We start from the raw sequence: 18,391 nt of genomic DNA on the forward strand, positions 1-18,391 counted from the left end.
ACACTCGTAATCAATTGAATAGGCGATTGTTGCGCTCTTATCAAGAGAGGTGGAGGGATGTGCCCAATGAAGCCCGGCAACCGTCAGCGCGTCCGCTGAAAAGGTGCCAATTCACACAAAGCGGCCTGCTTTGGGAGATAAGAGACGGAATGGTAGATAATACCTTTCTGTTCTCTGCGGGCAGAAAGGTTTTCTTTTGCGCTCCGCCGCCTTGAGAGGAAGGAAGGTGAAACGATGATTACACTTGAACAAGTGACGAAAATTTATCATGCGGCGAATGGATCGGTGACAGCTGTCGACAACGTGTCGCTCGACATTCGTGAAGGGGAAATTTTCGGCATTATCGGTTACAGCGGTGCGGGGAAAAGTTCGCTCATCCGGCTGTTAAACGGGCTCGAAAAGCCGACGAGCGGCCAGGTGATCGTCGCCGGCCGCGATATGGCGCGCATTAAAGGACGGGAGCTGCGCAAGGCGCGCCAAGAAATCGGGATGATTTTTCAGCACTTCAACTTGCTTTGGTCGCGGACGGTGCGGGAAAATATCGCCTTTCCGCTTGAGATTGCCGGCGTTCCGAAAGACGAGCGGCAAAAGCGGGTCGATGAGCTCATCGAGCTTGTCGGGCTTGCCGGGCGGGAAGATGCGTATCCGTCGCAGCTAAGCGGCGGGCAAAAACAGCGGGTCGGCATTGCCCGTGCGCTCGCCAACAACCCGAAAGTATTGCTTTGCGATGAGGCGACATCGGCATTGGATCCGCAAACGACGGACGCGATTTTGGATTTGCTTGTCGATATTAACAAGCGGCTCGGACTGACGATCGTGCTGATTACGCACGAGATGCACGTCATCCGTAAAATTTGCGACCGCGTGGCAGTGATGGAGAGCGGCAAAATCGTCGAGCAAGGCGAAGTGCTGCACGTCTTCCGCAACCCGCAGCAGCCGATTACGAAACGGTTCGTCAAGCAGTTGGTCGAACCAGAGGAAACGGAAGAAGCGGTTTCCCATTTGTTTGGCCAATACCCGAACGGGGCGATCGCGCAGTTGACGTTTGTCGGCGAGGCGGCCGGCCAGCCGCTCATCACGCAAGTCGTGCGGCAGTTTGCCGTGGACATGAACATTTTGCAAGGGAAAATTTCACAAACCCATCAAGGCGCCTACGGCGTGCTGTTTGTGCACATCGACGGCGCGGCGGATGAAATCGCCCGGGCGCTTGACTATATTCGCAGCCAGCAAGTGGCGGTGGAGGTGATTCACGATGCTCGCTAACCTCCTGCCGAACGTGCAATGGGAGACGATGTGGGCGGCGACGGTTGAGACGTTGTACATGACCGGAATGGCGGTCGCGGCGACGTTCGTCTTCGGGGTCGTTCTCGGACTGCTTTTATTTTTAACGGCAAAGGGAAACCTATGGGAGAACCGGTTGGCCAATATGGTCATTGCTGCGTTTGTGAATATTTTCCGTTCTATTCCGTTCATTATTTTAATTATTTTGCTTATTCCATTTACCAAATGGCTCGTCGGGACGATGCTCGGAGCCAACGCGGCGCTGCCGGCGCTCATCATTGGCGCGGCTCCGTTTTACGCCCGCATGGTCGAGATCGCTCTCCGCGAAATTGACAAAGGGGTCATTGAAGCGGCGAAGGCGATGGGCGCCTCGACGTGGACGATCATTTGGAAAGTGCTGCTGCCTGAATCGCTCCCGGCGCTTGTCTCCGGGATTACCGTCACCGCTGTGTCGCTTGTCGGCTATACGGCGATGGCCGGCGTTGTCGGCGCCGGCGGGCTTGGGAACTTGGCGTATTTGGAAGGGTTCCAGCGCAGCCATAACGATGTGACGTTTGTCGCGACCGTTTTGGTGCTCATCATCGTCTTTGTCATTCAGTGGATCGGTGACTTTGTCACTTCGAAAATTGATAAACGATAAAGGAGGAAGAAACAAATGAAAAAATGGCTTGGCGCTCTGTTGGCCGCCCTCTTGGTGTTTGCGTTAGCAGCGTGCGGCGGCAACAACAATGATGAAAACGCCGCTGGCGAGGACAAAGGCGGCGGATTGGTCAAACTGAAAGTCGGCGCGTCGAACGTGCCGCATGCGGAAATTTTGGAACAAGCGAAGCCAATGTTGAAAGAAAAAGGCATCGATTTGGAAATTATCACGTTCCAAGACTACATTTTGCCAAACAAAGTGTTGGCGGACAAAGAAATTGACGCTAACTACTTCCAACACATTCCGTATTTAGAATCGCAAATGAAAGAGCATGGCTATGATTTCGTCAACGCTGGCGGCATCCATATCGAGCCGATCGGCTTGTACTCGAAAAAATATAAAAGCATCGAAGAGCTGCCGGATGGCGCAACGATCATTATGAGCAACTCGGTCGCCGACCATGGCCGCATTTTGTCGATGCTTCAAGAAAAAGGGCTCATTAAGCTGAAAGAAGGCGTTGACAAAACGAAAGCGACGGTCAACGACATCGTGGAAAACCCGAAACACTTAACGTTTAAAGCGGATGTCGACGCTGGATTGCTGCCGCAAATTTATCAAAACGGCGAAGGCGATGCCGTGTTGATCAACGCCAACTACGCGCTTGACGCCGGCTTGGATCCGGCGAAGGACCCGATCGCCGTCGAATCGCCGAAAGACAACCCGTATGTCAACATTGTGGCGGTGCGCAAAGGCGATGAAAACCGGAAAGAAATCAAAACGTTGGTGGAAGTGCTGCAGTCGAAAGAAATTCAAGACTTCATTAAGGAAAAATATAAAGGCGCCGTCATTCCGGCCGCTGGACAATAAGGCCGGCTGGAAAGACGCAAAATACAGCGGCTTTGATACGCAAGCCATAAGCAAAGAGGGTGTCCCGAAAGAACCGGGACACCCTCTTTCTTCACTATATATACGCACTGACTGCTTCTGCCGCACTATATGTTATGCCTATCTTGAAGGAAGACGACCTTTTGGGTCCGCCCCTTATTTTTTCAGCAGCCGCTCCAAGACGGCGGCAAGAAGCACGATGATGAGGCCGTTTTGGATCGCGATGACCGCTGCGGCGCTTAGCAGCCCGTCTCCTGATTCATTCAAGGCGTTGGCGATGGCGATCCATAGCAGAACGGAGCCGATGACGGTCAAAAGAAACAATGTCACCCATTTCCCCAACGAGTTCTCCCCTTTTCTTCCTTCTTTTTTATCTTAATTAGGCGAGAAGACTCCCACTTCAACGAAGCGAAGCGGAGTAAGTGGGAGATGAATCGCCTTAACTATATTTTGTTGAAAATAGGATAGATTCAGTAAAATATAGTATCATATAGTTAGATGGGAGGTGAAAACATGTATTTTTGTATCAAACAACAGCTAAATGGTTTGACCAAAGAAGAATACTTGACTCTTCGAGAACTCGATAACGATTCCGCCTGTGTTGCTGGACAAAAAGATTAAGCAGATTGAAATCATTCCTAAGCATCATGCCAGGTTCTTTGAGATTCAGTACAAATATGAAATGCCTGAAGATCAAAGAGAATTAAATGACCAAAAAGCACTGGCCTATGAATCGCAATAATAAAGTGAATGATTATATCAACAAGACTTGCCGTTACATCATTAACTACTGTATTGAAAATCAAATTGGCAAACTTGTCATTGGCTATGCGGAAACATTACAACGCAATATTAATCTAGGAAAAAAGACAAATCAAAACTTTGTCAATATTCCTCTCGGTAACATAAAAGAAAAATGTTGCTGGACAAAAAGATTAAGCAGATTGAAATCATTCCTAAGCATCATGCCAGGTTCTTTGAGATTCAGTACAAATATGAAATGCCTGAAGATCAAAGAGAATTAAATGACCAAAAAGCACTGGCCATTGCAACGCAATATTAATCTAGGAAAAAAGACAAATCAAAACTTTGTCAATATTCCTCTCGGTAACATAAAAGAAAAACTAGAATATCTTTGTGAATTTTACGGCATTGAATTCTTGAAACAGGAAGAATCCTGTATTGAAAATCAAATTGGCAAACTTGTCATTGGCTATGCGGAAACATTACAACGCAATATTAATCTAGGAAAAAAGACAAATCAAAACTTTGTCAATATTCCTCTCGGTAACATAAAAGAAAAACTAGAATATCTTTGTGAATTTTACGGCATTGAATTCTTGAAACAGGAAGAATGAGTGTCTTATGCTCTAGCGGCGAAGTGGACACGCCTCAAAGAATAAGGATTGCTTGAAGCAGTCAAACTTCTTTGGAAGCCCCCACTTCAAATTTTCGCTAGAAAATTAAGTGGGGGTAGTTCACCAGTGAAGTTGTCGACGATTTCCTTCCCGATTCCACGGGCACGCTACGACATCGGCACTTGCGGGATGATTTTCCCTTCAATGCGTTCAAAAATGTCTTCCAGGCTGGGCCCGGTGATCGTCAACCCATGGTTTTTCAAGCCGATGACCGCCCGCGAAGGCTGTTCTGACTCCCGCACAAGTCTAGCGACGGTTTGGGCGAGCTCAATCGTTCCGCACGGGTAGTTGATTTCCGTCGCTTTCACCCCGTCCATCCAGGCGTGAATGTGGACGATGGCCCCGACTTCCGGGTGTTCGCGGTAAATCATCCAATGTTCGATCGCATCGACCGATGCCCGTTTTGGCGTGATATTGGGCGGGACGCTCACTCTCATGGCGTTTTTCTTATCGTCATATCCGCGGATTAAGAGAAAGTCTTGTCCCACTTTCTTCATATCCGCCTTATTAATCCCGCTTGCGCTCATCCAAAAGCTCTCGCCGTCCCGCCGGGCGCTCAAGTTGCCGTAGCTGAGGCCGCCGATCCCGTAAAGCTTTTTCAGGTGGCGCAAATCGCGAGGGGTAAGGTACTCCTCGAGCGGGAACGGGGCAGGAAGCAAATTCATGCGGTCGAGTTTTTTGCCGGCCTCGCTTAATGAGTTTGTCACGTCATCGCCGTTCCACAGTTCCTCGGGAAGGTCGTCGTAAAAATCGTTGTCGATGACGAGCCGCGAGGCGGCGAGAGGCTCCAACCGCTCGTATATGCGCCGGAAAAGCGCCTCTTCTTCCCCTTTTTGATAAGTCAGTTTGTAAAACCCTTGTTCAGGGGTGAGAAAATAAATGTCCGTCGTCCCGTCGCTGGTGTGTAAAATATAAAGTAAATGGTTGGCCAACGAGCGAATCAAATACGGGTAAGCGGACCGATGAACGTCGTCCGGCGTTTCCTTCGCCTCCATCACGGAGACGACGAACGTTGCCTGCGCCTTTCTCCGGTAAGGGCGAGGCCGTTCGGGGTCGATGAAATGAAACACGACTTTAACGAAGTCTTCGGGGATGCAAGCGTACGTATAGCCGTTGGCGATAAATGTTTCCTTCATTCCGTCCGCAAGCCAATGAAGGAAAGGAGTTGGCTTCTCTCCGCTGATCGTAAATGTCTTCATGTTTCCTCCTCCGACGATGGCATATTATGGTTCGAACACTGCTTTGATGACCGGCCCTTTCCCTTTGTAAATCACCGTCCGCAGCGCCTCTTGATAGTTTTCCAATGGAAAGCGATGGGTGATTAACGGAGACAGATCGACTTTCCCTTTTTGCATGAGGTTGATGGCGATTTGCAACGTTCTCCTTTTTCTTCCTTCGTATTCGTCGACTCCATAAGCAAAACTCCCTTTGACATTCAGTTCGTTCAGCCAGACGGTGACGCTCGTGCAAGAATGCATCCGCGAACTGCGGACGACTCATTAGGCTCCGGCAATGGGGTCTTTTTTCTTTGTAAAAGCTCGTACAAACAGGCCGTTTTCGTGTAAAATATAAAAAGCGCTGTCCATTTCCCGCCTTTTTAGGTTTATTGCATGTACATAGTGGAAAAGGCAGCAGAAAAGTTGCGAATACTTTTCATTTGTTATAAGATTATAATGAGAATAAAATGAGAATGGACGATCGCTAGGGCAAAAGCGAGCTGACATTATTTTTATGCAAAAACTGGAGGTATGCTTTATGGCCGTATTAACGATTCAAAATCTCCACGTATCGGTGGAAGGGAAGGAAATTTTAAAAGGGGTTGACTTGGAAGTTAAAGGCGGGGAAATTCACGCCATTATGGGTCCGAACGGAACGGGGAAATCAACGCTGTCATCGGCCATTATGGGCCATCCGAAATATGAGGTGACGGAAGGGACGATTACGCTCGACGGCCAGAACGTTCTCGAGATGGAGGTCGATGAGCGGGCGCGCGCCGGTTTGTTTTTGGCGATGCAATACCCGAGCGAAATCAGCGGGGTGACGAACGCCGACTTTTTGCGCGCTGCGATCAACGCCCGGCTTGGCGAGGGCAACGAAATTTCGCTCATGAAATTTATCCGCAAGCTCGATGAAAAAATGGCGTTTCTCGAAATGAACCCGGATATGGCGCACCGTTATTTGAACGAAGGGTTCTCGGGCGGGGAGAAAAAGCGGAACGAAATTTTGCAGCTGATGATGCTTGAGCCGAAAATCGCCATTTTGGACGAAATCGACTCCGGGTTGGATATTGACGCGTTAAAGATCGTCGCCAAAGGCATTAACGAAATGCGCAGCAGCGAATTCGGCTGTTTGATCATCACCCACTACCAACGGCTGTTAAACTACATCACTCCGGACTATGTGCACGTCATGATGCAAGGGCGCATCGTGAAATCGGGCGGTCCGGAACTGGCGCAGCGGCTTGAGGCGGAAGGGTACGACTGGATTAAAAAAGAGCTCGGCATCGAAGACGAAACGGTCGGACAAGAAGCGTAAGCGTTAGGAGGAGGACTATGGCGACAGAAACGAAAATTCCATTCGATGAAACATACATCCGCACGTTCTCAAGCGAACGCGGCGAACCGGACTGGCTGACCGAGCGGCGCCTTAACGCGCTCGCGCAGGCGGAACAGTTGCCGCTGCCGAAGCCGGACAAAACGAAAATCGACAAGTGGAACTTTACCGACTTCTCCCGCCATGCGGTCGACAGCGCACCGTATGCCGGTCTTGATGACTTGCCGGAGGCGGTCAAGGCGCTCATTGAAGCGGGCGAAGGAACGAAAAATTTATACGTGCAACGCAACCATACGCCGGCTTACGTTTCGCTCTCTAGCGAGCTGAAAGAAAAAGGGGTCATCTTCACCGATATTTTCACGGCTGCGAAAGAGCACGGCGATTTGCTGAAGAAGTATTTCATGACCGATGCGGTCAAACCGGATGAGCACCGCCTCGCCGCGCTTCATGCCGCGCTGTTTAACGGCGGCGTGTTTGTGTACGTTCCGAAAAACGTTGAAATTGAAACGCCGCTTCAGGCTGTTTACATTCAAGAGGAAGACGACATCGCCTTGTTTAACCATGTCATCGTTGTCGCGGAAGACAACAGCCGCGTCGTGTTCGTCGAAAATTACTTATCGGCGGGCAATGAAGGGAAAGCGGTCGTCAATATTATCGCCGAGGTGTTTGCCAATGCGAACGCGCGCGTCTTTTTCGCGGCCGTCGACCATTTGGCCAAAGGCGTGACGACGTATGTCAACCGGCGCGGCATCGCCGGGCGCGACGGGCGGATCGAATGGGCGCTCGGGCTGATGAATGACGGGAACACCGTGTCGGAAAATATCACTCGCCTCATCGGTGACGGATCGTTCGGCGATACGAAAACGGTTGTCGTCGGCCGCGGCGAGCAAGTGCAAAACTTTACGACAAGCGTCGTTCATTACGGGAAGCATACGGAAGGCTACATTTTAAAACACGGCGTCGTCCGTGACAGCGCCACCTCGATTTTTAACGGCATCGGCAAGATTGAGCACGGCGCGTCAAAATCAAACGCCGAACAAGAATCGCGCGTGTTGATGTTAAGCGAAAAAGCGCGCGGCGATGCGAACCCGATTTTGCTTATTGACGAAGACGATGTCATGGCTGGCCACGCGGCGTCGGTCGGGCGCGTCGACCCGATTCAATTGTATTACTTAATGAGCCGCGGCATTCCAAGAAACGAAGCCGAACGGCTGATCATCCACGGCTTTTTGGCGCCGGTCGTTGAAGCGATTCCGCTTGAAGGCGTGAAAAACCAATTGATCGAAGTAATCGAAAGGAAAGTTCAATCATGAACGTGAAAGAAATTCGTTCGTTGTTTCCCATTTTGCATCAACAAGTGAACGGCCATCCGCTCATATATTTCGACAGTGCGGCGACATCGCAAAAACCGCTGCCGGTGATCGAGGCGCTCGACCGCTACTATCGCGAGTACAACTCGAACGTCCACCGCGGCGTCCATACGCTCGGCACAAAGGCGACCGACGCGTATGAGGGGGCGCGCGAAAAAGTGCGGCGGTTTATCAATGCCCGTTCAGTGCAAGAAATCGTCTTTACGCGCGGAACGACGACAGCGCTCAACTTGGTTGCCTCAAGCTATGCGCGCGCCAATGTGAAAGAAGGCGATGAAATCGTCATTACGTACATGGAGCATCATAGCAATTTAATTCCATGGCAACAGGCGGCGAAACAGACCGGAGCGACGTTGAAATATATTCCGCTGCAAGAGGACGGAACGATCGATCTCAACGATGTCGAGGCAACGGTGACGCCGGCGACGAAAATCGTGGCCATCGCCCACGTATCGAACGTGCTCGGCACGATCAACCCGGTTCGCGAGATCGCCCGCATCGCCCATGACCGGGGCGCTGTTGTCGTTGTTGACGCGGCGCAAAGCGCTCCGCATATGAAAGTGGATGTTCAAACGCTCGACTGTGATTTTCTCGCGTTTTCGAGCCATAAAATGTGCGGACCGACCGGAGTTGGCGTATTATATGGAAAAAGAGAACTGTTGGAGCAAATGGAACCGATCGAGTTTGGCGGTGAAATGATCGATTTTGTCGAGCTGTATGATTCAACATGGAAAGAGCTGCCGTGGAAGTTTGAAGGCGGCACGCCGATCATCGCCGGGGCGATCGGCCTCGGGGCGGCGATCGATTTCCTCGAGCAAATCGGGTTGGATGCCATTGCCGCTCATGAGCACGAACTGGCGCAATACGCGCTCGAACGGCTCGCTGACATCGATGGCGTCACGGTCTACGGACCGAAAGAGCGGGCCGGGCTGGTGACGTTTAACATCGAAGGGGTGCATCCGCACGATGTGGCGACGGTTCTTGACGCGGAAGGAATCGCCATCCGCGCCGGCCACCATTGCGCCCAGCCGTTGATGAAATGGCTGAACGTGACCGCAACCGCCCGCGCGAGCTTTTATCTTTACAACACAAAAGAGGAAATCGATGCGTTTATCGCCGCATTACAGAAAGCGAAGGAGTACTTCAGCCATGTCTTCTAATCATCCGTTAGACCAGCTTTACCGCCAAGTCATTATGGATCATTATAAAAACCCGCGCAACCGCGGCGTGCTTGAGGGCACGAACGTCGATATCAACATGAACAACCCGACGTGCGGCGACCGCATTCACTTGACGATGAAAGTAGAGGACGGAAAAATCGCTGACGTCAAGTTTGAAGGGGAAGGCTGTTCGATTTCGATGTCATCTGCGTCGATGATGACGCAGGCGATCAAAGGGAAAAACGTCGAAGAAGCGCTTCGGCTCGCCCATATTTTTTCGGAGATGATCCAAGGCAACGAGTATGACGATTCTGTGGATCTTGGCGACATTGAGGCGCTTCAAGGGGTTTCGAAATTTCCGGCCCGCATTAAATGTGCGACATTGGCGTGGAAAGCGCTCGAAAAAGGGCTGCACGACCATTAAGATGGAGGAAGGTGAACGACGATGGCGAAAAAAGCACCGGAAATCGGCGAATATAAGTATGGTTTCGTCGATAAGGACGTCTCCGTCTTCCGCGCCCAGCGCGGGCTGACGCGGGAAGTCGTCGAAGAAATTTCGCGCATGAAAAACGAGCCGCAATGGATGCTCGAGTTCCGCTTAAAAGCGCTTGATATTTTCTACAGCAAGCCGATGCCGCAATGGGGCGGCGACTTGTCGAGCTTGGATTTTGATGAAATCACATATTACGTCAAACCGGCTGAACGCTCGGGCCGTTCGTGGGACGAAGTGCCGGCGGAAATTAAAGCGACGTTTGATAAACTCGGCATTCCAGAGGCGGAGCAAAAATATTTGGCCGGCGTTTCGGCGCAATACGAGTCGGAAGTTGTCTACCATAACATGAAAGAAGATTTGGAAAAACTCGGCGTCATCTTTAAAGACACCGATTCGGCGTTGAAAGAAAACGAAGACTTGTTCCGCGAACATTTTGCCAAAGTGGTGCCGCCGACGGACAACAAGTTCGCGGCGTTGAACTCGGCTGTTTGGTCGGGCGGTTCGTTCATTTACGTTCCGAAGGGCGTCAAAGTCGAAACGCCGCTGCAGGCGTATTTCCGCATTAACTCGGAAAACATGGGGCAGTTTGAACGGACGCTCATCATCGTCGATGAAGGGGCGCACGTCCATTACGTCGAGGGCTGTACGGCGCCGATTTACACGACGAACTCGCTCCATAGCGCGGTCGTTGAAATCATCGTCAAAAAAGGCGCGTACTGCCGCTACACGACGATCCAAAACTGGGCGAACAACGTCTTCAACTTGGTGACGAAGCGCGCCGTTTGCGAAGAAAATGCGACGATGGAATGGATCGACGGCAACATCGGCTCGAAGCTGACGATGAAGTACCCGGCTGTCATCTTAAAAGGCGAAGGGGCGCGCGGCTTGACGCTGTCGATCGCCATCGCCGGCAAAGGCCAGCACCAAGACGCCGGGGCGAAAATGATTCACTTGGCGCCGAATACGTCTTCGACGATCGTCTCGAAATCGATCTCGAAACAAGGCGGGAAAGTCACGTACCGCGGCATCGTTCATTTCGGCCGCAAAGCGTCCGGTTCGCGTTCAAACATCGAATGCGATACGCTCATTCTTGACAACCAATCGACATCGGATACGATTCCGTACAACGAAATTTTAAATGACAACATCTCGCTTGAACACGAGGCGAAAGTGTCGAAAGTGTCCGAAGAGCAGCTGTTCTACTTGATGAGCCGCGGCATTTCCGAACAGGAAGCGACGGAAATGATCGTCATGGGCTTCATCGAGCCGTTTACCCGAGAGCTGCCGATGGAATACGCCGTCGAGATGAACCGCTTGATCAAGTTTGAAATGGAAGGAAGCATTGGGTAAGCTTGATGAATCAAGGGTGGAGCGCTCCAGCGTGGGCGCTTGACCCACAAAACGCCCACATGATCAACGCAGGACAAAACAAGGGAGCGGCCGCCGTCCCTTATTCTTTCCGGTGATCTCCGGAAGCGTCAAGGCCGCTCCGCAGGCCATTTCTTCCCTCATAGGAGCATGTTTTTAGGGGAGCGCTCTTTTTGGGCGCTCCCCTGTCGTGTGCGCCCGGCATGGGTGCAGTCTATAGGGTGAAAGTCCCGAACTGCGAAGGCAGAAGTAGCAGTTAGCTTAACGCAAGGGTGTCTGCGGCGACGCAGAATCTGAAGGAAGCGGGCGGCAAACTTCCCCAAGGGCTGAAGAGTCTTTATCAACGATATGAATCTCTGCGTCAGACTTAATGGAACCGCCGTATACCGAACGGTACGTACGGTGGTGTGAGAGGACGAGGGTTAGTCACCCTCTCCTACTCGATTCCTTTTCCATGCCAGGCGGCTCTGTTCAGCCGCGCCCGGTCTTCCTGTTTAGCTCTGGACTTTTTCAAGCGCCAATTTGATGCCGAACCCGATCATCACCGCGCCCGTGATGCCTTCGATCCATTTCTTCGTTTTCGGCCGCTTCATGAAATCGCTGATATAATGGATGAAGGAAATGTAAAACAAAAACCATATCGCGGTCATCGCCGTATAAGCCGCCCCCATCAGGAGAAACGGAACAAAGGAGTGCGAGCCCGGTGCTACGAATTGCGGCAAAAAGGTTAAGAAAAAGGCCGCCACTTTCGGATTTAAGAAATCGGTCAGAAACCCTTGCTTGAAGCAGGCGGTATGTTCTCCTCCTCCTCTGATGTCCGTTTCCACACTGGGGGCTTCGCCTTTTTTCATGACCCCATATAATGCCTTAACGCCTAAATACGTTAAGTACACAGCACCCACATACTTCAGGATCGAAAACAGCAAGGCCGATTGCATAATGACGGCGGAAAGCCCGAGCGACGCCGCGGCGGTGTGGAGAAACAAGGCGCAGCAAACCCCTAGTGCGGTTTTCAAGCCGCCGATCTTCCCTGCGGAAATGGTGTTTTTGGTCACCACCGCTGTGTCGGGGCCGGGCAGCACAATCAAAAATATCGATAAGAGAAGAAACGGGTACAGATGGATCATTGGACAGCCCTCCCATTGTCAGAATGTTTCGATGGGTATCATTGTATCGCAATCGTTCCTCGATTGTAAATTATGGACGTTATGAATCTATGAACTGACATTGCCCTTGATGGTGCGGCGGTCATTTTTATTTCGCGCCGCCCGCGCTTATGGTATAGTGAAGATAGCTGGAAATCGAACGAATTGGTGATCGTGATGATTTACATCGGACTGACTGGTTGGGGGGATCATGACAACCTCTATCCGCCAGGTCTTGCGGCGAAAGACAAGTTGCTGGAATACGCGGCCCATTTTCCAACGGTCGAGGTCGATTCGTATTTTTACGCCATTCAACCGCGGACGAACGTGGAAAAATGGATTCGCGAAACGCCGCCGTCGTTTCAGTTTATCGTGAAGGCCTACCAAGGGATGACCGGGCATGAGCGCGGCCCGATTCCATATGAGAACAAGGAAGAGATGTTTGCGGCGTTTTTGGAGTCTGTGGCGCCGTTTCAAGAGGCGGGCAAGCTGGCGATGGTGCTGTTTCAGTTTCCGCCGTGGTTTGACTGCCGGCGCGAGCATGTCGCCTACTTGCGCTCGGTCAAGGCGCGGATGGGAGCGGTGCCTGTCGCCTTGGAGTTTCGTCATCAGTCGTGGTTTTCGCCCCGGTTTTACGATAAAACGCTCCGTTTTATGGAAGAGGAAGGATGGATTCACAGCATCTGCGATGAGCCGCAAGCGGGGGAAGGGTCGGTGCCGACCGTGTTGCATCCGACTGATCAGGAAAAGACGCTCATCCGCCTGCACGGGCGCAATGTGCACGGCTGGAACAAGGCGACGGCCGGAGAGAACTGGCGGGCGGTCCGCTATTTGTACCGCTACAATGAGCGCGAGCTAAGCGAATGGGCGAATCATATCAAGGCATTAATGGGAAAGACGGCACATATTTATGTGTTGTTTAACAACAATTCCGGCGGGGATGCCGCCGACAACGCCAAGCAGTTGATCGATTTGCTTGGCATTGAGTACAAAGGGCTTGCGCCGCGCCAGCTCGGGTTGTTTTGAAGAGGGGGAGGCAAGATGGCTTATGCGTTGCTTCTGTTCATCGGGTTTGTCGCCGGAACGCTCGGGAGCTTGGCCGGCCTCGGCGGCGGGGTGATCATCGTGCCGGCGCTGTTATTTTTCGGCGCCCTTGGCTGGCTCGCGGCGGTGACGCCGCAAGTGGCGGTTGGCACGTCGCTTGTTGTTATTATTTTTAATGGTTTGTCATCGACATTGTCATATATGAAAGATAAAATGGTTGATTACCGAAGCGGGCTGCTGTTTTGCCTCGGCAGTATTCCCGGGACGGTTCTCGGCGCGTGGGTGAACAATACGCTCAGCGTCGCCCATTTTTCATTGTATTTTGGGCTGTTTTTAATCGCCATGTCGCTCTTTTTGTCGTTGAGCCAAAAGAAAACGAAGCCGCGGGCATCGGAAGAGGGCGCGGCGGCAAAGGAAAACGGGCTGGAGCCGGATGCCTTCGCCCCAGAACGAAAGGAAACGGCCCATCCGCCGTGGTGGAGGCGAAAAGTAGTGCGCACGTACACCGGACGGAACGGGGAAATGGCCGTGTACGGCTATCATCCGGTTGCGGCGGTCGCCATCGCGTTTGTCGTCGGCTTTTTCGGCGGGCTGTTTGGCATTGGCGGCGGCTCGCTCATGGTGCCGGCGATGATCGTGCTGTTTCGCTTTCCGCCCCATGTGGCGGTGGCGACGTCGATGTTGATGATTTTCCTGTCCTCCCTCATCGGTTCGCTCACCCATGTCGCGATGGGAAACGTGCAATGGCCGTTTGCCCTTGCCCTCATTCCCGGGGTGTGGATCGGCGCGAAAACAGGGGCGTGGATCAATAAGCGGATGCCGAGCCGGACGCTTGTCGTCGTGCTGCGGCTAGTGCTTGTGCTGCTCGGGGCCCGGCTTGTATGGGAAAGTTTGGCGTAATGGAAGGAGGGGCGCGCGTTTTGAAGCAAACTATCTACATTTATCATACGAACGACGTGCATAGCCATTTTGAACATTGGCCGCAAATCGCCCGCTTTTTGTCGGAACGGAGACGGGAACATCGCGCCCGCAACGAGGCGATGCTGTTGTTTGACGTCGGCGATTTTCTCGATCGCGTGCACCCGATTACCGAGGCGACGCGCGGAAAAGCGAATGTGGATTTGTTGAATGATCTCGGCTATGATGCGGTGACGATCGGCAACAATGAAGGAATCACGCTTGATTACGACGAGCTTGATACGCTGTACGAGCGGGCTCGGTTTCCGGTTGTGGTCGCCAATTTGTTCCGCCGCAACGGCGAGCGGCCGCATTGGGCGCTTCCGTATGTCGTTATCCCGGCGACAGAGACGTTCCGCATCGGCGTAGTCGGTGCCACCGCCCCCTTTTCCCATTTTTACGAGTTGCTTGGCTGGAAAATTGCCCCACCGTTTGATTTGTTGGCCGCAGCGGTGGAGGAAGTGAAACGAAAAGCTGATTGCGTCGTCGTCTTATCCCATCTTGGGGTGAATGAAGATGAAAAAATCGCTGCGACGATTCCGGGCGTGGATATTGTGTTGGGCGCTCATACCCACCATGTGTTTCCAGAAGGCAAGGAAGTAAACGGTGCGCTTCTTTGCGCGGCTGGGAAATACGGACAATATGTCGGCGTCGTTAAGCTGGAAGTGGAAGGGCGACGTCTTGGGCGGGCGTCTGCGAAGGTGGTGGATGCTGGTGTGATGCCGTTTTCCGAAGAAGTGGCGTGCCGCCTTCGCTCCCTTGAACAGAAAAGTTTGGCGCGGCTTGAAGCGGAACAAGTCGCTGTGCTCCATGATGACTTGCCGCTTGACTGGTTCGCTCCGTCGCCGCTTGCCCGTTTGCTTGCGTCTGCGCTGCGCGAATGGTGCCAGGCCGACATCGGCATGGTCAACGCCGGCGTGTTGCTTGAACCGCTGTCAAAAGGACCGGTGACGAAAAAAGATGTGCATCGCATTTGCCCGCATCCGCTCAACCCGTGCAAGGTGAAGCTGCGCGGCGCGGAGCTCAAAGAGATTATCCTTGAGGCCAATACGGAACGGATGAAGCATTTGCGGTTTAAAGGGTTCGGCTTCCGCGGCGAAGTGATGGGGGAAATGGTGTACGACGGCGTCGAGATCGAAACGGAGCTGGAAGAAGACGGCGCCTGGCATATCCGCGCCATTCGAATCAACGGCGAGCCGCTCGAGCCGGAGCGCACCTATGACGTGGCGACGACCGACATGTTTGCCATTGGTCATTTTTACCCGCAAATTCAGCGGGCGGCGGAGAAAACGTACTATATGCCGGAGTTTTTGCGCGATCTTCTCGCCTGGAAATTGGCCCAATAGGCAGGCACTTCTTTTTCCATGCTTCATACATTGGAGTATGGAAAGGAGAGTGACTGCGGCGATGGTGGAAGTGACGCCGATCATCATTGACGGGTATCCGTTGATTGCCGTATCTGTGAAGCTGCCAAAGACGAATTTGCTGGCGGTGGCGAGCGACAAAGGATATATTATGTGCGGGGCGCTCGATGTCGCCTTATTGAACGAAAAGCTGCGCGACCGCGGCATCATCGCCGGCCGGGCGGTCGGGGTGCGCACGATCGAACAGCTGCTTGAAGCACCGCTCGAGTCGGTGACAATCGCCGCCCGAGAGCTTGGCATTGAACCGGGAATGAAAGGGAAAGACGCGCTGTTGAAAATGCGGTGAAAAAATCCCTCCTTGCAAGCATACATATAGCTTGTAAAGGAGGGATTTGTATTTTGGTGCGCCCCCGGTTGCTGCGAAGAGGCCCGCTCCCGTTCCGCTACGTGTTTTTATTGACGTTCGTTTTTTTTATGTTTTCAACGGCGGCAAGCCTTTGGATTGTGAATAAAGGCATGAAGCCCGTGCTGCTGGAAATAGCTGAAACGGAAACGAAGCGGATCGCCAATTTAGTGATCAACAATGCGTTGGAACAACAGTTCAGCAAAGAAAATCCTGAATTCCAGAAAATTGTCACCCTTCAACAAGATCAGAACGGCAAAGTCGTGTCTGTCGATTTCAACACAGAAATCATCAACCGCATTTTAGAAGAAACAGACGATCATGTGATGGAAAGCTTGAAGGCGGCGACAGAGGGGCGGATTGAACGCATGGTGCTCCCTGAAGTCGAATCCGGTCAAGGGAACAGCCGCGGCATCATTTACTACATCCCGCTCGGGCAAGTGACGAACAACGCACTGTTAGCCAACCTCGGCCCGCGCATTCCGGTCCAGTTTCAAATCGTCGGCAACGTCGATTCCGAAGTGACGAAACAAATTCATGCGTATGACATCAACAATTTTTTTATTGAAGTGGATATTCATGTTGCTGTCGATATTCAAGTGATCATCCCGTTTGCTTCAAAAATTTCCACTGTGACAAGCGACATTCCGCTTGTTATGCGCTTCATTCCAGGAGAAGTGCCGCAATTTTATAACAAAGGAAGCGGTCCTGTTGGCCCTTCACTTCAGCTGCCAACACGCTAGAGAGGGAAATGGTTTTGGTAGAAGCATGGAAACATTATACAAAGAAAGCGTTCCCTTTATCAATGGTTATTCAGCTGTTTCGCCAGCATTTGTTCAGAGCGGAACAGCTTTTTCATTTTCAAAAAGAAAACCGCTAGACGAACAGGATGGAATTTTGTAATATTATATTAAATTGAAAATAGTTTTATTATTTATGTAATTGCTAGAGGGGATGTGGGAGCAGAGGACAAAAGGAATGGGGAGAAAGAAGGGTCGGTTTCCAATCCGGCTGCTCCTTCACGACCACAAGTGCGCATGCAGAGGGTTTTTCGCCGATACCGTTAAACTGCGCACTCCGATGACAGAACATTATGAACAATGGGGGGAAAACGAGTGAAAAAGAAAAAAGTAGCAGGTGTCTTTTTCTCGCTCATGCTGACAGCGGGCCTTATGGCCGGCTGCGGCGGCAACCAACAAGGCGGCTCCTCGGGCGGCGGTGGAGGGGGCGGCGATGTCATTAAAATCGGCGCCAACCTTGAGCTCTCCGGCGGGGTCGCTTCGTATGGACAGTCGATCGCCGAAGGAGTAGAGCTGGCGTTTGAGGAAATCAACAAAGAAGGAATCAACGGCAAAAAGTTGGAGCTTGTCAAAGTAGACAACAAATCGGAAGCGGCCGAAGCGACAAACGGCGCCATCAAGCTGATCAGTCAAGATAAAGTCGCTGCCATTATCGGGTCGGCGACGAGCACGAACACGCTCGCTCAAGTGCAAATTGCCAATGACAATAAAGTTCCGATTATTACACCGTCTGGGACGAGCGAAACGGTGACCGTCAAAGATGGCAAAGTGAACGAGTTCGTCTTCCGGACGTGCTTTATCGACCCGTTCCAAGGAACGGTGGCGGCAAAATTCGCATTGGATGACTTGAAAGTGAAAAGTGCGGCGATTTTGATCGACAGCGCGAGCGATTACTCGAAAGGGCTGGCGGCGTCATTTAAAGAAACATTTACAGCCGGCGGCGGCCAAATTGTTGCCGAAGAAGCGTATGTGGCGAAAGACACCGACTTCCGCGCCACGCTGACGAGCATTAAATCGGCCAATCCGGAATTTTTATTCTTGCCGGGCTACTATGAAGAAGTCGGTTTGATCGTCAAACAAGCGCGCGAGCTTGGGTTGAACGTCCCGATCATGGGCGGCGACGGCTGGGATTCGCCAAAACTGATTGAGCTTGCCGGCAAAGACGCGTTGAACAATACGTACATTACGAACCATTATTCGTCGGGCGACCCGGACCCGAAAATTCAAGAATTTGTCAAAGCGTTCCAAGCGAAATACAATAAAGCGCCGGACGCCTTTAACGCCCTTGGCTACGATACGGTATACTTCTTGGCGGATGCCATCAAACGGGCTGGCAGCGCCGATCCGGTGAAAATTAAAGACGCGCTGGCGCAAACGAAAGATTTGCAGCTTGTCACGGGAACATTTACGGTCGATCAAAACCACAATCCTGTCAAATCGGCCATTATTTTGGAATACAAAGACGGGCAGCAGCAATTTAAAACAAAAGTGAATCCGTAATAAAAGGCTG

Annotated in this window: 18 protein-coding genes, 2 pseudogenes and 1 riboswitch; of the genes and pseudogenes, 16 read left to right on the forward strand and 4 right to left on the reverse strand. The window is 51.9% G+C overall.

Going from position 1 to position 18,391, the window contains the following annotated elements:
• The first annotated feature begins 34 nt into the window (after nucleotides 1–34).
• A riboswitch (SAM riboswitch) is annotated at nucleotides 35–144 on the forward strand.
• Nucleotides 145–234: 90 nt separating this feature from the next.
• The 3 genes from B9L21_RS00995 to B9L21_RS01005 are packed head-to-tail and all read left to right on the forward strand — an operon-like array spanning nucleotide 235 to nucleotide 2,788.
• The gene (locus B9L21_RS00995; RefSeq protein ID WP_063164830.1) at nucleotides 235–1,263 is read left to right on the forward strand and encodes a methionine ABC transporter ATP-binding protein; all 1,029 of its coding nucleotides are present in this window, start codon (nucleotides 235–237) and stop codon (nucleotides 1,261–1,263) included.
• Nucleotides 1,253–1,921, forward strand: a complete 669-nt coding sequence (locus B9L21_RS01000; RefSeq protein ID WP_063164831.1) for a methionine ABC transporter permease — start codon at nucleotides 1,253–1,255, stop codon at nucleotides 1,919–1,921. Before B9L21_RS00995 ends, B9L21_RS01000 begins: the two co-directional genes overlap by 11 nt.
• A gap of 15 nt (nucleotides 1,922–1,936) precedes the next feature.
• Nucleotides 1,937–2,788 carry a MetQ/NlpA family ABC transporter substrate-binding protein gene (locus tag B9L21_RS01005; RefSeq protein WP_063164832.1) on the forward strand — a complete coding sequence of 284 codons (852 nt, stop codon included), beginning with the start codon at nucleotides 1,937–1,939 and terminating at the stop codon, nucleotides 2,786–2,788.
• 174 nt (nucleotides 2,789–2,962) lie between these two features.
• On the opposite strand, the gene B9L21_RS01010 is transcribed toward B9L21_RS01005, so the two are convergent.
• Complete coding sequence (locus B9L21_RS01010; RefSeq protein ID WP_063164833.1) at nucleotides 2,963–3,148, reverse strand: hypothetical protein; 186 nt, start codon at nucleotides 3,146–3,148, stop codon at nucleotides 2,963–2,965.
• Between the two features lie 238 nt (nucleotides 3,149–3,386).
• Here B9L21_RS01010 and B9L21_RS01015 point away from each other — a divergent pair.
• Nucleotides 3,387–3,708 (forward strand): annotated as a pseudogene (locus tag B9L21_RS01015) (transposase); the annotation flags it as partial.
• Between the two features lie 14 nt (nucleotides 3,709–3,722).
• Nucleotides 3,723–4,161: pseudogene (locus B9L21_RS18235) on the forward strand (RNA-guided endonuclease TnpB family protein); the annotation flags it as partial.
• Nucleotides 4,162–4,331: 170 nt separating this feature from the next.
• Here the strand turns inward: B9L21_RS18235 and B9L21_RS01025 are convergent.
• Together B9L21_RS01025 and B9L21_RS01030 are read right to left on the reverse strand one after the other, a co-directional pair.
• Entirely contained in the window at nucleotides 4,332–5,423 is a 1,092-nt protein-coding gene (locus B9L21_RS01025) for a class II aldolase/adducin family protein (protein ID WP_063164835.1), read from the reverse strand.
• 24 nt (nucleotides 5,424–5,447) lie between these two features.
• A complete protein-coding gene (locus tag B9L21_RS01030) occupies nucleotides 5,448–5,702 on the reverse strand; it encodes a hypothetical protein (protein ID WP_063164836.1) in 255 nt (84 codons plus the stop codon).
• 277 nt (nucleotides 5,703–5,979) lie between these two features.
• Between B9L21_RS01030 and sufC the strand changes: the two genes are divergently transcribed.
• From sufC to sufB, 5 genes are read left to right on the forward strand one after another with little or no spacing between them, the layout of a single operon-like run.
• Complete coding sequence (gene sufC / locus B9L21_RS01035) at nucleotides 5,980–6,759, forward strand: Fe-S cluster assembly ATPase SufC (RefSeq protein ID WP_063164837.1); 780 nt, start codon at nucleotides 5,980–5,982, stop codon at nucleotides 6,757–6,759.
• Between the two features lie 17 nt (nucleotides 6,760–6,776).
• The gene (sufD, locus tag B9L21_RS01040) at nucleotides 6,777–8,090 is read left to right on the forward strand and encodes a Fe-S cluster assembly protein SufD (protein ID WP_063164838.1); all 1,314 of its coding nucleotides are present in this window, start codon (nucleotides 6,777–6,779) and stop codon (nucleotides 8,088–8,090) included.
• Nucleotides 8,087–9,307: a cysteine desulfurase gene (locus B9L21_RS01045; RefSeq protein ID WP_063164839.1), complete on the forward strand. Its 1,221-nt coding sequence runs from the start codon at nucleotides 8,087–8,089 to the stop codon at nucleotides 9,305–9,307. The genes sufD and B9L21_RS01045 overlap by 4 nt, the downstream gene beginning before the upstream one ends.
• Entirely contained in the window at nucleotides 9,297–9,731 is a 435-nt protein-coding gene (gene sufU / locus B9L21_RS01050) for a Fe-S cluster assembly sulfur transfer protein SufU (RefSeq protein WP_063164840.1), read from the forward strand. Before B9L21_RS01045 ends, sufU begins: the two co-directional genes overlap by 11 nt.
• Before the next feature lie 21 nt (nucleotides 9,732–9,752).
• Nucleotides 9,753–11,150 (forward strand): Fe-S cluster assembly protein SufB, encoded by a 1,398-nt coding sequence (gene sufB, locus B9L21_RS01055; protein WP_063164841.1) that lies wholly within the window; start codon nucleotides 9,753–9,755, stop codon nucleotides 11,148–11,150.
• A gap of 512 nt (nucleotides 11,151–11,662) precedes the next feature.
• Here sufB and B9L21_RS01060 read toward each other — a convergent pair.
• On the reverse strand, nucleotides 11,663–12,295 hold the full coding sequence (locus tag B9L21_RS01060) for a LysE family translocator (RefSeq protein ID WP_063164842.1): 633 nt from the start codon (nucleotides 12,293–12,295) through the stop codon (nucleotides 11,663–11,665).
• 195 nt (nucleotides 12,296–12,490) lie between these two features.
• On the opposite strand from B9L21_RS01060, the gene B9L21_RS01065 reads away from it, so the two are divergent.
• The 6 genes from B9L21_RS01065 to B9L21_RS01090 all read left to right on the forward strand — a co-directional run bounded on the left by B9L21_RS01065 (nucleotide 12,491) and on the right by B9L21_RS01090 (nucleotide 18,381).
• Nucleotides 12,491–13,339, forward strand: coding sequence for a DUF72 domain-containing protein (locus tag B9L21_RS01065; RefSeq protein WP_063167274.1), 849 nt, complete (start codon nucleotides 12,491–12,493; stop codon nucleotides 13,337–13,339).
• Nucleotides 13,340–13,354: 15 nt separating this feature from the next.
• Nucleotides 13,355–14,257, forward strand: coding sequence for a sulfite exporter TauE/SafE family protein (locus B9L21_RS01070; RefSeq protein WP_063164843.1), 903 nt, complete (start codon nucleotides 13,355–13,357; stop codon nucleotides 14,255–14,257).
• A gap of 20 nt (nucleotides 14,258–14,277) precedes the next feature.
• A complete protein-coding gene (locus B9L21_RS01075; RefSeq protein ID WP_063167275.1) occupies nucleotides 14,278–15,660 on the forward strand; it encodes a bifunctional metallophosphatase/5'-nucleotidase in 1,383 nt (460 codons plus the stop codon).
• A 61-nt stretch (nucleotides 15,661–15,721) separates the two neighbouring features.
• On the forward strand, nucleotides 15,722–16,024 hold the full coding sequence (locus tag B9L21_RS01080; protein ID WP_063164844.1) for a YunC family protein: 303 nt from the start codon (nucleotides 15,722–15,724) through the stop codon (nucleotides 16,022–16,024).
• Nucleotides 16,025–16,077: 53 nt separating this feature from the next.
• Nucleotides 16,078–16,824 carry a sporulation protein YunB gene (gene yunB, locus B9L21_RS01085; protein WP_063164845.1) on the forward strand — a complete coding sequence of 249 codons (747 nt, stop codon included), beginning with the start codon at nucleotides 16,078–16,080 and terminating at the stop codon, nucleotides 16,822–16,824.
• 372 nt (nucleotides 16,825–17,196) lie between these two features.
• The gene (locus tag B9L21_RS01090; protein ID WP_063164846.1) at nucleotides 17,197–18,381 is read left to right on the forward strand and encodes an ABC transporter substrate-binding protein; all 1,185 of its coding nucleotides are present in this window, start codon (nucleotides 17,197–17,199) and stop codon (nucleotides 18,379–18,381) included.
• Nucleotides 18,382–18,391: the final 10 nt, after the last annotated feature.

Origin of the sequence: Geobacillus uzenensis, assembly GCF_002217665.1 — a bacterium.
Taxonomy (GTDB): Bacteria; Bacillota; Bacilli; order Bacillales; family Anoxybacillaceae; genus Geobacillus; species Geobacillus subterraneus.

Excerpts from the sequence above, each read along its gene's own strand:
- B9L21_RS01005 (WP_063164832.1), top strand. The coding sequence starts at position 1,937 with ATGAAAAAATGGCTTGGCGCTCTGTTGGCCGCCCTCTTGGTGTTTGCG.
- B9L21_RS01065 (WP_063167274.1), top strand. The coding sequence starts at position 12,491 with ATGATTTACATCGGACTGACTGGTTGGGGGGATCATGACAACCTCTAT.
- B9L21_RS01080 (WP_063164844.1), top strand. The coding sequence starts at position 15,722 with ATGGTGGAAGTGACGCCGATCATCATTGACGGGTATCCGTTGATTGCC.
- sufD (WP_063164838.1), top strand. The coding sequence starts at position 6,777 with ATGGCGACAGAAACGAAAATTCCATTCGATGAAACATACATCCGCACG.
- sufC (WP_063164837.1), top strand. The coding sequence starts at position 5,980 with ATGGCCGTATTAACGATTCAAAATCTCCACGTATCGGTGGAAGGGAAG.
- B9L21_RS01000 (WP_063164831.1), top strand. The coding sequence starts at position 1,253 with ATGCTCGCTAACCTCCTGCCGAACGTGCAATGGGAGACGATGTGGGCG.
- sufU (WP_063164840.1), top strand. The coding sequence starts at position 9,297 with ATGTCTTCTAATCATCCGTTAGACCAGCTTTACCGCCAAGTCATTATG.
- B9L21_RS01060 (WP_063164842.1), bottom strand. The coding sequence starts at position 12,295 with ATGATCCATCTGTACCCGTTTCTTCTCTTATCGATATTTTTGATTGTG.
- B9L21_RS01045 (WP_063164839.1), top strand. The coding sequence starts at position 8,087 with ATGAACGTGAAAGAAATTCGTTCGTTGTTTCCCATTTTGCATCAACAA.
- B9L21_RS01070 (WP_063164843.1), top strand. The coding sequence starts at position 13,355 with ATGGCTTATGCGTTGCTTCTGTTCATCGGGTTTGTCGCCGGAACGCTC.
- sufB (WP_063164841.1), top strand. The coding sequence starts at position 9,753 with ATGGCGAAAAAAGCACCGGAAATCGGCGAATATAAGTATGGTTTCGTC.
- B9L21_RS01030 (WP_063164836.1), bottom strand. The coding sequence starts at position 5,702 with ATGCATTCTTGCACGAGCGTCACCGTCTGGCTGAACGAACTGAATGTC.
- B9L21_RS00995 (WP_063164830.1), top strand. The coding sequence starts at position 235 with ATGATTACACTTGAACAAGTGACGAAAATTTATCATGCGGCGAATGGA.
- B9L21_RS01025 (WP_063164835.1), bottom strand. The coding sequence starts at position 5,423 with ATGAAGACATTTACGATCAGCGGAGAGAAGCCAACTCCTTTCCTTCAT.